Annotated in this window: 14 protein-coding genes; 5 read left to right on the top strand and 9 right to left on the bottom strand. The window is 62.1% G+C overall.

Translation table 11 applies throughout. From position 1 onward, the window contains the following. Positions 1-576: 576 nt before the first annotated feature. The 3 genes from M8Q45_RS25435 to M8Q45_RS25425 form a co-directional block, all read right to left on the bottom strand. Positions 577-852 carry an HU family DNA-binding protein gene (locus tag M8Q45_RS25435; protein WP_003213368.1) on the bottom strand — a complete coding sequence of 92 codons (276 nt, stop codon included), beginning with the start codon at positions 850-852 and terminating at the stop codon, positions 577-579. Between the two features lie 191 nt (positions 853-1,043). Continuing rightward, positions 1,044-2,192, bottom strand: coding sequence for an NAD(P)/FAD-dependent oxidoreductase (locus M8Q45_RS25430; protein ID WP_249876875.1), 1,149 nt, complete (start codon positions 2,190-2,192; stop codon positions 1,044-1,046). Between the two features lie 25 nt (positions 2,193-2,217). Further along, entirely contained in the window at positions 2,218-2,385 is a 168-nt protein-coding gene (locus M8Q45_RS25425) for a rubredoxin (protein ID WP_249876874.1), read from the bottom strand. A gap of 175 nt (positions 2,386-2,560) precedes the next feature. Here M8Q45_RS25425 and M8Q45_RS25420 point away from each other — a divergent pair, with 175 nt between their 5' ends. After that, entirely contained in the window at positions 2,561-3,124 is a 564-nt protein-coding gene (locus M8Q45_RS25420) for a chorismate--pyruvate lyase family protein (RefSeq protein WP_349654635.1), read from the top strand. After that, the gene (gene ubiA, locus M8Q45_RS25415) at positions 3,124-4,014 is read left to right on the top strand and encodes a 4-hydroxybenzoate octaprenyltransferase (RefSeq protein ID WP_249876872.1); all 891 of its coding nucleotides are present in this window, start codon (positions 3,124-3,126) and stop codon (positions 4,012-4,014) included. The genes M8Q45_RS25420 and ubiA overlap by 1 nt, the downstream gene beginning before the upstream one ends. A gap of 249 nt (positions 4,015-4,263) precedes the next feature. On the opposite strand, the gene M8Q45_RS25410 is transcribed toward ubiA, so the two are convergent. Continuing rightward, complete coding sequence (locus tag M8Q45_RS25410) at positions 4,264-4,647, bottom strand: COG4315 family predicted lipoprotein (protein WP_249876871.1); 384 nt, start codon at positions 4,645-4,647, stop codon at positions 4,264-4,266. A 153-nt stretch (positions 4,648-4,800) separates the two neighbouring features. On the opposite strand from M8Q45_RS25410, the gene phoB reads away from it, so the two are divergent. From phoB to M8Q45_RS25395, 3 genes are all read left to right on the top strand, one after another. Next, entirely contained in the window at positions 4,801-5,490 is a 690-nt protein-coding gene (phoB, locus tag M8Q45_RS25405) for a phosphate regulon transcriptional regulator PhoB (RefSeq protein WP_003177195.1), read from the top strand. 135 nt (positions 5,491-5,625) lie between these two features. Further along, positions 5,626-6,912 carry a phosphate regulon sensor histidine kinase PhoR gene (gene phoR / locus M8Q45_RS25400; protein WP_249877391.1) on the top strand — a complete coding sequence of 429 codons (1,287 nt, stop codon included), beginning with the start codon at positions 5,626-5,628 and terminating at the stop codon, positions 6,910-6,912. Between the two features lie 122 nt (positions 6,913-7,034). After that, a complete protein-coding gene (locus M8Q45_RS25395) occupies positions 7,035-8,375 on the top strand; it encodes a hemolysin family protein (RefSeq protein WP_014335895.1) in 1,341 nt (446 codons plus the stop codon). A gap of 83 nt (positions 8,376-8,458) precedes the next feature. Here M8Q45_RS25395 and M8Q45_RS25390 read toward each other — a convergent pair whose 3' ends face one another. From M8Q45_RS25390 to pstA, 5 genes are all read right to left on the bottom strand, one after another. Then, a complete protein-coding gene (locus M8Q45_RS25390) occupies positions 8,459-9,355 on the bottom strand; it encodes a peptidoglycan DD-metalloendopeptidase family protein (RefSeq protein WP_249876870.1) in 897 nt (298 codons plus the stop codon). Between the two features lie 231 nt (positions 9,356-9,586). Next, a complete protein-coding gene (locus M8Q45_RS25385; RefSeq protein WP_249876869.1) occupies positions 9,587-10,537 on the bottom strand; it encodes a response regulator in 951 nt (316 codons plus the stop codon). 166 nt (positions 10,538-10,703) lie between these two features. Further along, positions 10,704-11,465 carry a phosphate signaling complex protein PhoU gene (gene phoU / locus M8Q45_RS25380; RefSeq protein WP_249876868.1) on the bottom strand — a complete coding sequence of 254 codons (762 nt, stop codon included), beginning with the start codon at positions 11,463-11,465 and terminating at the stop codon, positions 10,704-10,706. A gap of 113 nt (positions 11,466-11,578) precedes the next feature. Then, entirely contained in the window at positions 11,579-12,412 is an 834-nt protein-coding gene (gene pstB / locus M8Q45_RS25375; protein WP_030139131.1) for a phosphate ABC transporter ATP-binding protein PstB, read from the bottom strand. A gap of 167 nt (positions 12,413-12,579) precedes the next feature. Then, complete coding sequence (gene pstA / locus M8Q45_RS25370; RefSeq protein ID WP_249876867.1) at positions 12,580-14,250, bottom strand: phosphate ABC transporter permease PstA; 1,671 nt, start codon at positions 14,248-14,250, stop codon at positions 12,580-12,582. Positions 14,251-14,265: the final 15 nt, after the last annotated feature.

The following is a 14,265-nucleotide window of genomic DNA, read 5'->3' as shown; positions in this document are numbered from 1 at the left end:
GATCTTTTCACGGCCAATTGAGTCTTAAGCGAAAGATCAAAAGATCAAAAGATCGCAGGCTTCGCCAGCTCCTACAGAGCCGAGCGGGAGCAAGCTCCCTCGCCACGGGCTGTCGGGTGGATCCGAGGGTGTGTTCGTTAACCTTCCACCAAACCACACATGCTTGCGCCTTTGCCTACAACTACGCCAGAGTCCGCCGGCTTGTTCCGCCACCCGCGCGTTGAATAACGTCGATCCCCGCTAGCCGCCACACCGCAAGCCTCTGTGGCGAGGGAGCTTGCTCCCGCTGGGTCTGTAGGAGCTGCGTAGGAGCTGCCGAGCAAAGCGAGGCTGCGATCTTTTCACTGCCAATTGATTCTGAAGCGAAAGATCAAAGATCAAAGATCAAAAGATCAAAAGATCGCAGGCTTCGCCAGCTCCTACAGGGGCCGAGCGGGAGCAAGCTCCCTCGCCGGGGTCTCGGGTTGGCTTAACGAATGGTTGCTATCCAGCGGCCACAAAAAAAGGCATGCCGATCACCATCGGTATGCCTTTTTTGTTGCCGCTTCCTTCCCTCGACCGAGGTACTCGCCGCAATTATGGGTTGACGCTGTCCTTCAAGGATTTGCCCGGCTTGAACGCAACGGTGTTGCTGGCCTTGATTTTCACCGGCTCGCCGGTTTGTGGGTTCTTGCCGGTGCGGGCGCCGCGGTGGCGTTGCAGGAAGGTGCCGAAGCCGACCAGGGTGACGCTGTCCTTGCGGTGCAGGGCGCCGGTGATTTCTTCGAGGACGGCGTTGAGGACGCGGTTGGCTTGTTCTTTGGTGAGGTCCGCTTTTTCCGCGATGGCGGCGGCGAGTTCTGGTTTACGCATGAATGAAGCCCCTTTGACGGTTTTTTTGTTGTTATGTCCGTGCTGTTCTCTTCGGAACAACCCCTAAGGCGCCGCAGGCTCTACTCTGCGGCAGACGGGAGTGAGGATGGCACGGGGCCGCAACCGGCGCCAGTGGCCGGCGGGCGTTTGTGGCCTCAAAAGCAGGGTATTTACGACAGAACGACCGGCATTTACGCCAGCAGCGCCGGAAGCTGCTTGTTCAGCGCCAGTTTCTCCATCACCGCCGCGCCGGTCAGCGCGTAACCCAGCAGGTTGCCTTGGGCGTCGCGGCACAGGGCCTTGATATCGGCGCCCTGCCCTTCGACGCTCCACACGCCTTCGGTGCCCCGTTGCGGTGGCGAAACCACCAGTGGGCACACCGGCGTCTTGACGGTGATCGGCATGGCGCCGTAGCTGACGGCGGTCGGGTTGCCGGCCAAGGTTTGGGCCAGGGCCCGGGCGCAGCTCATCAGCGGCATGACATAGAGCAGATTCAAGCCATCGACCTCGGCGCAATCGCCCAGGGCGTAGATATTGGCGTGGGAAGTCTTCAGGTGGCGGTCGACTACCACGCCACGATTGACCACAAGGCCAGCCGCGGCGGCCAGGTCAATGCGCGGGCGCAGGCCGATGGCCGAGACCACCAGGTCGCAGGCAATCACTTGGCCGTCCGACAGGTGCGCTTCCAAGCCGTCAGCCACCCGTTGCAGGCGATTGAGTACCGGGCCGAGGTGGAAACGTGCGCCGAGGCTTTCCAGCCCGGCCTGTACCGCGGCGGCGGCAGCCGGGTGCAGCAGCGTCGGCATGACCTGCTCGCACGGGGCCACCAATTGGACTTCGTAGCCGCCGAGGATCAGGTCGTTGGCAAATTCGCAGCCGATCAGGCCGGCGCCGAGCAGCAACACCCGGCGCTTGCCCGCGGCGGCGGCCCGGAAGCGCGCGTAGTCTTCAAGATCGTTGATGGGGAAGATCAGGTCCGCCCCGTCGCCCTGCACCGGCACGCGCACGGTTTCAGCGCCCCAGGCCAGGATCAGGTCGCGATAGCTCACCGCCTCTTCGCCGATCCACAGGCGCTTGTGGCCCGGGTCGATGCCGCTGATGCGCGTGTGGGTGCGCACCTCGGCGTTCAGTTGCTCGGCCATGGCGCCGGGTTCGGCCATGCTCAGGCCATCGGCGTCCTTGTTCTTGCCAAAGCCCGTGGAGAGCATCGGCTTGGAGTAGGAGCGGCCATCGTCCGCGGTAATCAGCAGCAACGGGGTTTCGCTGTCGAGCTTGCGAAATTCCCGGGCCAGGTTGTAACCGGCCAGGCCCGTACCGACGATAACGACAGGTGCGCTCATGTTGCTCTCCATATAGGGGAAATAATCAGCCGATTGCGATCATTTCAAAATCCATTTTGCCGACGCCGCAATCCGGGCACAGCCAGTCCTGCGGTACATCTTCCCAACGGGTGCCGGGCTCGATGCCATCGTCTGGCCAACCCAGGGCTTCGTCATAGATCAGGCCGCAGACGATACATTGCCACTTCTTCATTCCAATACTTCCTCAAGATGTCAGGCCTTGGCCGGTATTTTCCGGCTCAGGGCGGTTTTGTACTGATCGATCGCGACAGATGCAAGCAGGATCGGCGCGACAGCCTTCGGCTCGGTCAAAATCGCCGACCGGCATGGTAAGCTCGCGACCTCATTTGCTGCCACTCAAGACCCCAGTGCCGCCGACAAATTCGATATTTCCTACACTTCAATGGCTGCCCCAACACCTGCTGTCGCCCCGCCCGGATGCGTGCGTCATGGATTGGCTGTTTGACGAAGGCTCCCTGACCCGGCGCCTGACAGGCCTGTCGAACGATCACTTCAGCGTGACGCCGCTGTTCGAAGGCTGGCAGCCGTTGCGCACCGACGAATGTGCCGCGCTGGACCTCGCCGAGGGCAGCGAGGGTTGGGTGCGCGAAGTGTACTTGCGCGGCCACGGTGAGCCATGGGTGTTTGCCCGCAGCGTGGCGGCACGCAGTGCGTTGCAAGGCGACGGCTTGCAGATGGACGAACTGGGCAGCCGCTCCCTGGGCGAGCTGCTGTTTTGCGACCAGGCGTTCCAGCGCCGGGCGATCGAGGTCTGCCATTACCCGAGCGAATGGCTGCCGCCACAGGTTCGCGCCCACGCGCTGTGGGGCCGTCGTTCGCGTTTCGATCGCGGCGCATTGAGCGTGCTGGTGGCAGAGGTGTTCCTGCCAAGCCTGTGGACGGTCGCCCGCGCCTATCCGGAGAATTGCTGATGTACACGCAACTGCTCAAATCCTTGAACCGCCTCAATCCGCGGGCCTGGGACTTCGTGCAACTGACGCGCATGGACAAGCCCATCGGTATCTACCTGCTGCTGTGGCCAACGCTGTGGGCGTTGTGGGTTGCCGGCGAAGGCTCGCCGTCCCTGGCCAACGTCGTGATTTTCGTCCTTGGCGTGGTGCTGACCCGTGCCGGCGGTTGCGTGATCAACGACTGGGCCGACCGCAAGGTCGACGGTCACGTCAAACGCACCGAGCAACGGCCCTTGGTCAGCGGCAAGATCAGCTCGAAAGAGGCGCTGGTGTTCTTCGCGGTGCTGATGAGCGTGAGTTTCCTGCTGGTGCTGTGCACCAACGCGCCGACGATCCTGCTGTCCCTCGGCGGCCTGGCGCTGGCGTGCAGTTACCCGTTCATGAAGCGCTATACGTATTACCCACAGGTGGTGCTGGGCGCGGCGTTTTCCTGGGGCATGCCGATGGCGTTCACCGCCGAAACCGGTCATCTGCCGGCGGCTGCGTGGCTGCTGTACATTGCCAACCTGCTGTGGACGGTGGGCTACGACACCTACTACGCGATGACCGACCGGGACGATGACCTGAAGATCGGCGTGAAATCCACGGCGATTTTATTTGGCGATGCCGACCGGGTGATCATCCTGACCCTGCAGGGCCTGGCCTTGGGTTGCCTGTTGCTGGCTGGCGCGCAGTTCAAACTGGGTGGCTGGTTCCACCTGGGGCTGGTGGCCGCTGCGGCGTGTTTCGCCTGGGAGTTCTGGTACACCCGTGGCAAGGACCGGATGCGTTGCTTCAAGGCGTTCCTGCACAACCACTGGGCCGGGTTGGCGATTTTCGTGGGGGTTGTGTTGGATTACGGGTTGCGCTGAATCAAGCTCGGCGCACGTTGACCCCGTGGCGAGGGCGCTTGCTCCCGCCGGGCCTGTAGGCGCTGTGTAGGAGCTGTGTAGGAGCTGTGTAGGAGCTGCCGAGCGAAGCGAGGCTGCGATCTTTTCACTACTCATCGAAGCTTGAGCAAAAGATCAAAAGATCAAAAGATCAAAAGATCGCAGGCTTCGCCAGCGCCTACAAAGCCGAGCGGGAGCAAGCTCCCTCGCCACGAAAAGCAGTCCGGCCGGTCAATCGGGCTTGGCAACTTTCCAGGCACCGTCCATCAAGCCATCGCCCGTCTTGTCTCCAGCGTCTTTGTCCTTCACAAAGGTGTACAACGGCTTGCCGTCGTAAGCCCATTGTTTTTTACCGTCGTCACGCTTGATCACAGTCCATTCGCCCATGGATTTGTCATCGTCCTTCGCCATGAGCGGCGGCCAATTAGACGCACACTTGTCGTTGCACATCGACTTGCCGGCGGAGTCCTTGGCGAAGGTGTAAAGGGTCATGCCCTTGTGGTCGGTGAACATACCGTCCTTCTCCATCGCAGGATCGGCAGCCATCGCAAATCCAGGCAGGGCCAGGGCAGCAGATATCAGCAGGGTTTTCAAAGAAACAGTCATGCGCGTCATAGGAAACCTTCCTTTGTAGTTGTCAGGATTCGGACTGAAAAGCGTAGTCCAGGATCCCCTTTGCTGCCTCGCACGGAAATTTCTGTCACACGACTGCAATAATTCCGTTATCTAATGCGGCGCAAGACAGTTAAATGACAAGAGGATTACCCCATGGTTGGCAGGAGCATTCTGATCGTCGACGACGAGGCGCCCATCCGCGAGATGATCGCCGTTGCGTTGGAGATGGCCGGCTATGACTGCATGGAAGCAGAGAACTCCCAACAGGCCCACGCCATCATCGTCGACCGCAAGCCAGACCTGATCCTGCTGGACTGGATGCTGCCCGGCACGTCCGGCATCGAGCTGGCGCGGCGTCTCAAGCGCGATGAGCTGACCGGTGATATCCCGATCATCATGCTCACCGCCAAGGGCGAAGAGGACAACAAGATCCAGGGCCTGGAAGTCGGCGCCGACGACTACATCACCAAGCCGTTTTCCCCACGAGAACTGGTGGCGCGCCTGAAGGCCGTGCTGCGTCGGGCCGGGCCGACCGATGGCGAAGCGCCCATCGAAGTCGGCGGCCTGCTGCTCGACCCGATCAGCCACCGCGTGACCATCGACGGCAAGCCTGCCGAGATGGGCCCGACCGAATACCGCCTGCTGCAATTTTTCATGACCCACCAGGAGCGCGCCTACACCCGCGGGCAGTTGCTGGACCAGGTCTGGGGCGGCAACGTCTACGTCGAGGAGCGCACCGTGGACGTGCACATCCGACGCCTGCGCAAAGCCCTCGGCGATGCCTACGAGAATCTGGTACAAACCGTGCGCGGCACCGGTTATCGTTTTTCAACAAAGGCTTGAGAGCAGCTGCAAGCTTTCAGCTACAAGCGGCAAGTCAAAGCCGCGTAGCGTTAGCTTGCCGCTTGTAGCTTGGAGCTGCTTTTCTCCCAAGGATTTTCCGTGAATCAAAACTGGCATGGCACCCTGATTCGCCACATGTTGTTGCTGGTTACCGGTTGCCTGTTGATCGGCCTGATCACCGGGTATTACGGCTGGAGCCTGGCCGCGGGCCTGGCGCTCTACTTGGCCTGGACCCTCAAGCAGTTGCTGCGCCTGCACGAGTGGCTGCGCCTGCACCAACCCGACGAAGCCCCGCCCGACGGCTATGGCCTGTGGGGCGAGGTGTTCGACAGCATCTATCACCTGCAACGGCGCGACCAGCGCGTCCGGGGCCGCCTGCAAGCGGTGATCGACCGCGTCCAGGAGTCCACCGCCGCGCTGAAAGACGCGGTGATCATGCTCGACAGCGAAGGCAACCTGGAATGGTGGAACCGCGCCGCCGAAACCCTGCTGGGCCTCAAGACGCCCCAGGACAGCGGCCAACCGGTGACCAACCTGGTGCGCCACCCGCGCTTCAAGGAATATTTCGAGCAGGACAATTATGCCGAACCCCTGGAAATCCCCTCGCCGACCAACGATCGGCTGCGCATCCAGCTCTACATCACGCGCTACGGCAATAACGAGCACCTGATGCTGGTGCGGGACGTGACGCGCATCCATCAGTTGGAACAGATGCGCAAGGATTTCATCGCCAACGTATCCCATGAACTGCGCACGCCGCTGACGGTGATCTGTGGTTACCTGGAAACCCTGCTCGACAACGTCGAGGAGGTGAACCCGCGCTGGAGCCGGGCCTTGCAGCAGATGCACCAGCAGAGCGGACGCATGCAGACCCTGCTCAACGACCTGCTGTTGCTGGCCAAGCTGGAAGCCACCGACTACCCCTCGGACAACCAGCCAGTGCCCATCGAGGAGCTGCTGCAGACCATCGCCGAAGATGCGCAGGAGCTGTCCGGCCCCAAGCAGCAGGCGATCACGCTTGAAGCCGACCCCGCCGTGCAACTCAAGGGCAGCGAGGCGGAACTGCGCAGCGCGTTTTCCAACCTGGTGTTCAACGCGGTCAAGTACACGCCGGAGCAAGGACGGATCCACGTTCGCTGGTGGGGCGATGAGCAAGGCGCGCACCTGAGCGTGCGCGACTCCGGCATCGGCATCGACAGCAAGCATTTGCCGCGCTTGACCGAACGGTTCTACCGGGTCGACTCCAGCCGCAACTCCAACACCGGCGGAACCGGCTTGGGATTGGCCATCGTCAAGCACGTCCTGCTACGCCATCGCGGGCGCATGGAAATCAGCAGCGTGCCCGGCCACGGCAGTACGTTTACCTGCCATTTCGCCCCGGCCCAGGTGGTTCACGGACGGCTCTCAAGCCGCGACGAGTGATGCCGACTGGCCGTCCCCTCTAGGCAATCGACCGGTCAGCCGCTACATTGGCTGACTTGTGCCTGCCTTTTCAGGCGCCGATTTCCAACCCTACGAACATACGGAACCCGCAAAACCCCATCATGGACCCTTCCCCTGGCTTGTCCCTCGTTACGCTCTTCGCCGAATTCGGCATGATTCTCTTTGCTCTGATCCTGGTCCTGCTCAACGGTTTTTTCGTTGCGGCCGAATTCGCCATGGTCAAGCTGCGCTCGACCCGGGTCGAGGCCATCGCCGAGCAGAACGGCTGGCGCGGGCATATCCTGCGCACCGTCCACAGCCAGCTCGACGCCTACCTGTCAGCCTGCCAATTGGGCATCACCCTGGCTTCCCTGGGCCTGGGCTGGGTCGGTGAGCCGGCGTTCGCCCACATCCTCGAACCGTTGCTGGGCGCGGTCGGCGTCCAGTCGCCGGAAGTGATCAAGGGCGTGTCGTTCTTCACCGCGTTCTTCATCATTTCGTACCTGCACATCGTGGTCGGTGAACTGGCGCCCAAATCCTGGGCCATCCGCAAACCCGAGCTGTTGTCGCTGTGGACCGCCGTGCCGCTGTACCTGTTCTACTGGGCCATGTACCCGGCGATCTACCTGCTCAACGCCAGCGCCAACGCCATCTTGCGGATTGCCGGCCAAGGCGAGCCCGGCCCGCATCATGAACACCACTACAGCCGCGAGGAACTGAAGCTGATCCTGCACTCCAGCCGTGGCCAGGACCCGAGCGACCAAGGCATGCGCGTGCTGGCCTCCGCCGTGGAGATGGGCGAGTTGGAAGTGGTGGACTGGGCAAACTCCCGGGAAGACCTGGTGACGCTGGAATTCAACGCGCCGCTCAAGGAAATCCTGGCGATGTTCCGCCGCCACAAGTTCAGCCGTTACCCGGTGTACGACAGCGAGCGACAGGAGTTCGTCGGCCTGCTGCACATCAAGGACCTGCTGCTGGAACTGGCCGCCCTGGATCACATTCCCGAATCGTTCAACCTGGCTGAACTGACCCGGCCGCTGGAGCGCGTGTCGCGGCACATGCCGCTGTCGCAATTGCTGGAGCAGTTCCGCAAGGGCGGCTCGCACTTCGCCTTGGTCGAGGAAGCCGACGGCAACATCATCGGCTACCTGACCATGGAAGACGTGCTGGAAGTGCTGGTGGGCGATATCCAGGACGAACACCGCAAGGCCGAGCGCGGCATCCTGGCCTACCAGCCGGGCAAGCTGCTGGTGCGCGGTGACACGCCGCTGTTCAAGGTGGAGCGCCTGCTGGGGATCGACCTGGATCACATCGAGGCGGAAACCCTGGCCGGGTTGGTCTATGAAACCCTCAAGCGGGTGCCGGAAGAGGAAGAAGTGCTGGAAGTCGAAGGCCTGCGGATCATCATCAAGAAGATGAAAGGGCCGAAGATCATCCTGGCGAAGGTGTTGATGCTCGATTGAGGGTCGACCTGCTTTCCGGCGACACTCTCCTGTGGCGAGGGGATTTATCCCCTCGCCACAAAAAGCCCCTCGAATATCCAGTGCTACTGCTTGCCCAACGCAAAGTTGGGCAGCTCGCCCACCGGCTGGTTGAACTGGTAGGGAATCGACACCAGCCCCAACCCGGTGTTGCGCTGCACCACGAAGTGCAGGTGCGGGCCGGAGCTGTTGCCGGTGTTGCCCGACAGTGCCAACGGCGTACCCACCATGACCCGTTGCCCTTCCCTGACGCTCACCGAGCCCTTCTGCAGGTGCAGATAGACGCCCATGGTCCCGTCATCGTGCAGCACGCGCACGAAGTTGCCCGAAGGATCGGTTCCACGCCCGGTCTGCTCGTTCTCGGTCTTGACCACCACGCCGCGCCGCGCCGCGATGATCGGCGTGCCTTCGGGCATGGCGATGTCCATGGCGTAGCGGTTCTTCGGACCGTAGTGGCTGTATTGACCGTTGGCGCCCTGGCTCAGCCGAAACGGCCCGCCACGCCACGGCAACGGATATTGATAGGCCTGCAACGTGCCTGCCGGGTCGCCCAGGGAGTATTCGAACCTTGGGGTATAGGCCAGCGGCCTTCCCGGTCGCGTCGCCGTCAGCAGCGCCAGGCGCAGCTTGCTGCGCGCAGGCAGCACCCGACGAATCGGCCGGCTCGGCGCCCCGCTGACATTGCGCAACCCGGCGAAACTCAATTCGATCTCCACGGGCGCATACAGGTCGTTGCGCACGTACACCGCGTCCGCGCCCTTCTGCTTCCTGATGTCGAGAAACACCTGGCGCTCGAGGCGTTCGACCATGCGATCGCGGAACACGAACACCTGCGAACCCTTGCTGGGGCGGTCGCTATAGGAGACCACACCATTGGCATCGGTGGATTTGTAGATGGTCATGGCCATGGCCGGGGTGGCAGCCAGGACAAGACCACAGGCGAACAGCAACGGCACGAGCATGGGCAAGAATTCTGTCGAAATGAAGGCCTGCAAAGCAGCCTAGCAGCTGGGATGGACCAGCGTAGTCGACGGATGTTTCAAAATTGGATCAGCGGTCGGTGTTGGAGCTGATGGCCCCATCGTCGGATCGCCGCCCGGAGCAAGCTCGCTCCCACAAGGATCTTCAGTGCTCACTGGATCAACTGTGGGAGCGAGCTTGCTCGCGATAGCGGACTGAGGGGCGCCGCCGGATCAGGCGCCCGGTACGAAGTGCTTCTGCGCCGTGCCGCGGGCGATCAGGCGCGAGATGTAGTCGAGTTTCTGCGGATCCTTGTCGACGAAACGGAAGGTCAGTTGCAACCATTCGCTGTCCGGCGTCTGCTCGTGGGCGACGATGGCGTGCAGGTAACCGTTCAGACGGGCGGTCTCGGCGTTGTCGCCCTGCTCCATGTCCAGCACCGAGCTTTCCAGCACTTGCGGCAGGGTGTCGGTGCGCTTGACCACCAGCAGCGCTTCCTTGAGGCTCAGGGCCTTGATCACGCATTGCTGGGTGCCACTGGACAGGCGCAATTGGCCTTGCCCACGATTGCTGGTCGGCGCGGACGCGGCGGGTGCCTTGACGGGCGGGCTGTTGAGCAGGCCACGGGCGGCAGCGGCCGCCGGTGCAGGGGCGGCTGGGGCAGCGGGCTTGGCAAAGGGGTTCACGGCTGGCGCTGCGGCGGCGGCCGGAGCAGCCTTGCCACCGGTCAGGGCACTGAGCGAATCGTTGCCAAACGCCGAATTCATCTTCGTCGGGGCGCTGTTCATCAGCGTGTCGAGCTTGCCGACCTTGTTCAGGGCCTGCTTGACCTTGGTCAGCAATTGTTCGTTGGTGAACGGTTTGCTGACGTAGCCGGAAACGCCGGCCTGGATCGCCTGGACCACGTTTTCCTTGTCGCCACGGCTGGTGACCATGACGAACGGCATGCCCTTGAGGTTGTCCTGCTGACGGCACCAGGTCAACAGCTCCAGGCCCGACATCTCCGGCATTTCCCAGTCGCACAGCACCAGGTCGAACGCTTCACGGGCCAGCAGGGCCTGGGCTTTCTTGCCGTTCACCGCGTCTTCGATGCGGATGCCTGGGAAGTAGTTGCGCAGGCACTTCTTCACCAAGTCACGAATGAACGAAGCATCGTCCACGACCAACACACTGACCTTACTCATCCAGATACACCTCTAAAAAATCCCGGCAAGCATACCGCTTTACTGATGGCACACTGCCAAAAACCTTCAGTCACGCCGGGACTTTTCGTTCACGGGGTGCTGCTTTCGATTAAAAAAACCGCAAAAAAAAGCCCGACCAGAAGGCCGGGCGCTTTTCTTGGCAATCTTACTTATCGTCAGTTTCAGCGGGAACATTAGCGGTTTCGGACGGGGTGCCCTCCACTTCTTCCTTCATCCGCTTGAGCCCCATGTGCCGCACGTCGGTACCACGCACCAAGTAGATCACCAGTTCCGAGATGTTGCGTGCATGATCGCCGATGCGCTCCAGGGAACGCAGCACCCAGATGATGCTCAACACCCGCGAGATGGAGCGTGGATCTTCCATCATGTAGGTCGCCAGCTCACGCAGGGCCGTCTTGTACTCGCGGTCGATGATCTTGTCGTACTGGGCCACCGACAGCGCCAGGTCGGCGTCGAAACGGGCGAAGGCGTCCAGCGCGTCACGGACCATGTTGCGCACCTGGTCACCGATGTGGCGAACCTCGACGTAACCACGCGGCGCTTCGCCTTCTTCGCACAATTGGATGGCGCGACGGGCGATCTTGGTGGCTTCGTCGCCGATCCGCTCCAGGTCAATCACCGACTTGGAGATGCTGATGATCAGGCGCAGGTCGGAAGCGGCCGGCTGGCGACGGGCGAGGATGCGCAGGCACTCTTCGTCGATGTTGCGTTCCATCTGGTTGATCTGGTCGTCGATCTCGCGCACTTGCTGGGCCAGGCCGGAGTCGGCCTCGATCAGCGCGGTCACCGCGTCGTTGACCTGTTTTTCCACCAGCCCGCCCATGGCCAGCAAGTGACTGCGCACTTCCTCCAGCTCGGCGTTGAACTGTGCGGAAATGTGGTGGGTGAGGCCTTCCTTTGAAATCATGGTTTTGCTCCGCAAAAGCTGTGAGCTGCAAGCTTCAAGCTGCAAGCTGATATATGTCGTTTCTCAAACCGCCTTTACTTGCCGCTTGTAGCTTGTAGCTTGCGGCTCTACGGCTAGCCGTAGCGACCCGTGATGTAGTCTTCGGTCTGCTTCATGGCCGGATTGGTGAACAGGGTATCGGTGTCGCCGAACTCCACCAGTTTGCCCATGTACATGAACGCGGTGTAGTCGGACACCCGCGCCGCCTGCTGCATGTTGTGGGTCACGATGACGATGGTGAACTTGGACTTGAGCTCGTAGATCAGCTCCTCGACCTTCAGCGTCGAGATCGGGTCGAGTGCCGAGCACGGTTCGTCGAGCAGCAGGACTTCCGGCTCCACGGCGATGGTGCGGGCGATGACCAGGCGTTGCTGCTGGCCGCCAGACAGGCCCAGGGCCGAATCGTGCAGACGGTCCTTGACCTCGTCCCACAGGGCCGCGCCCTTGAGGGCCCACTCCACGGCTTCATCGAGGATGCGCTTCTTGTTGATACCCTGGATGCGCAGGCCGTAGACCACGTTCTCGTAGATGGTCTTCGGGAACGGGTTGGGCTTCTGGAACACCATGCCCACGCGGCGACGCAGCTCGGCGACATCTTCGCCCTTGCGGTAGATGTTATTGCCGTAGAGGTTGATTTCACCTTCGACGCGGCAGCCGTCCACCAGGTCGTTCATGCGGTTGAAGGTGCGCAGCAAGGTCGACTTGCCGCAGCCCGACGGGCCGATGAAGGCCGTGACGCGCTGCTTCGGAATGTTCAGGCTGACGTCGTACAGCGCCTGCTTCTGGCCGTAGAACAGGTTCAGGCCGGGCACTTCGATGGCGACGGTCTCCTGGGCCAGGTCCAGGCTCTGCTTGTCGCGGCCCAGGGCCGACATGTTGATGCCGTGTGTGTGTGCTTCGTGTTGCATGGGAGGCTCCCTGTGCTAACAAATTCGGTTCGGAACGCCTGTGTGGCGGCCCCATGAAATTCCAGTGAACGCCGATCAGTGTGGGAGCGAGCTTGCTCGCGAAGGGGCCCTCGAGGCCGCCAAAAGCTTCGCGAGCAAGCTCGCTCCCACAGGGTCCGCGTCGATCATCAACTATCCAGTGCCTTGTACTTCTCGCGCAGGTGGTTACGGATCCACACCGCCGACAGGTTGAGCGTGGCGATCACCAGCACCAGCAGCAGCGCCGTGGCGTAGACCAGCGGCCGGGCTGCCTCGACGTTCGGGCTCTGGAAGCCGACGTCATAGATGTGGAAGCCCAGGTGCATGATTTTCTGGTCCAGGTGCAGGTACGGATAGTTGCCATCCAGCGGCAGCGACGGCGCCAGTTTCACCACGCCCACCAGCATCAACGGCGCCACTTCGCCAGCGGCACGGGCCACGGCGAGGATCATGCCGGTCATCATCGCCGGGCTCGCCATTGGCAGGACGATTTTCCACAAGGTCTCGGCCTTGGTCGCGCCAAGGGCCAGGGAGCCTTCGCGTACAGTCCGCGGAATCCGCGCCAGGCCTTCCTCGGTGGCGACGATCACCACCGGCACCGCCAGCAACGCCAGGGTCAGGGATGCCCAGAGCAGGCCCGGCGTGCCGAAGGTCGGCGCCGGCAAGGCTTCGGGGAAGAACAGTCGGTCAACCGAGCCACCCAGCACGTAGACGAAGAAGCCCAGGCCGAACACGCCGTAGACAATCGCCGGAACGCCCGCGAGGTTGTTCACCGCGATGCGGATCAGCCGGGTCATCGGGCCTTGGCGGGCATATTCACGCAAGTAGACCGCCGCGAGCACGCCAAACGGCGTGACGATCATCGCCATGATCAGCGTCATCATCACGGTGCCGAAGATCGCCGGGAAGATCCCGCCCTCGGTGTTGGCTTCACGCGGGTCGTCGCTGAGGAATTCCCAGACCTTGCTGAAATAGAAACCCAGCTTGGTGAACGTGCCCATGCCGTTTGGCTGATAGGCGTGCACCACCTTGCCGATGCCGATTTCCACTTCCTTGCCGTTGGCATCGCGGGCCGTCAGGCTGTCGCGGTTGAACTGGGCGTGCAAGTCGGTAAGGCGCGCTTCGATGTCCTTGTAGCGGGCATTGAGTTCGGCCCGTTCACTGTCCAGGTCGGCTTGGGCGGCGGCGTCGAGCTTGCCGTCCAGTTCCAGCTTGCGGCCGTGCAAGCGGATGCGTTCGAGGCCGGCGTTGATCGCGCCGATGTCGACCTTTTCCAGGGTCTTGAGCTCGTCGGCGAGCTTGTTGACGCGCTCGATACGCGCCTGCAATTGCGGCCAGGCGGCTTCGCCTTCGGCTACGACCTTGCCTTCTTCCTTGACGTTGACCAGATAGCCGTAGAAATTGCCCCATTCGCGACGCTCGATGGCCATCAGCTCGGGCGGCGTGGTCTGGTTTTTCAGCCAGTCACCGACGATCCAGGTGAAGTCGGTGCCGTTGAGGTCACGGTTGCCGACCTTGACCAGTTCGCGGGTCATGAACTCCGGGCCTTCGTCCGGCACCGGCAGGCCGGCGCTTTTCAGGCGCTCGCGAGGCACTTCTTCTTTCTGCACGACTTCGCCAACGACCAATTGCGCAGGCATGCCCGGCACGGTGTAGCTGGCGTGGATCAGGTCCGCCGGCCAGAAGTGGCCCAAGCCGCGGACGGCAATCACCGCCAGCAGGCCAATGGTCATGATGACCGCGATGGACACCGCGCCGCCGCTGATCCAGACGCCGGGGGCGCCGCTCTTGAACCATCCTTTCAGGGAGTTCTGTTTCACAGACTTCTACCTTTC

The sequence above is a fragment of the Pseudomonas sp. T1.Ur genome, from assembly GCF_023516725.1.
GTDB lineage: Bacteria > Pseudomonadota > Gammaproteobacteria > Pseudomonadales > Pseudomonadaceae > Aquipseudomonas > Aquipseudomonas alvandae.
The sequence above is the reverse complement of the archived record's forward strand: the minus strand, read 5'-3'. Positions and strand labels throughout refer to the sequence as shown.

Coding starts and splice junctions, on each gene's coding strand:
- ubiA (WP_249876872.1), top strand. CDS start 3,124: ATGTACACGCAACTGCTCAAATCCTTGAACCGCCTCAATCCGCGGGCC.
- phoU (WP_249876868.1), bottom strand. CDS start 11,465: ATGATTTCAAAGGAAGGCCTCACCCACCACATTTCCGCACAGTTCAAC.
- pstB (WP_030139131.1), bottom strand. CDS start 12,412: ATGCAACACGAAGCACACACACACGGCATCAACATGTCGGCCCTGGGC.
- phoB (WP_003177195.1), top strand. CDS start 4,801: ATGGTTGGCAGGAGCATTCTGATCGTCGACGACGAGGCGCCCATCCGC.
- M8Q45_RS25425 (WP_249876874.1), bottom strand. CDS start 2,385: ATGAAGAAGTGGCAATGTATCGTCTGCGGCCTGATCTATGACGAAGCC.
- phoR (WP_249877391.1), top strand. CDS start 5,626: ATGTTGTTGCTGGTTACCGGTTGCCTGTTGATCGGCCTGATCACCGGG.
- M8Q45_RS25385 (WP_249876869.1), bottom strand. CDS start 10,537: ATGAGTAAGGTCAGTGTGTTGGTCGTGGACGATGCTTCGTTCATTCGT.
- M8Q45_RS25435 (WP_003213368.1), bottom strand. CDS start 852: ATGCGTAAACCAGAACTCGCCGCCGCCATCGCGGAAAAAGCGGACCTC.
- M8Q45_RS25395 (WP_014335895.1), top strand. CDS start 7,035: ATGGACCCTTCCCCTGGCTTGTCCCTCGTTACGCTCTTCGCCGAATTC.
- M8Q45_RS25410 (WP_249876871.1), bottom strand. CDS start 4,647: ATGACGCGCATGACTGTTTCTTTGAAAACCCTGCTGATATCTGCTGCC.
- M8Q45_RS25390 (WP_249876870.1), bottom strand. CDS start 9,355: ATGCTCGTGCCGTTGCTGTTCGCCTGTGGTCTTGTCCTGGCTGCCACC.
- M8Q45_RS25430 (WP_249876875.1), bottom strand. CDS start 2,192: ATGAGCGCACCTGTCGTTATCGTCGGTACGGGCCTGGCCGGTTACAAC.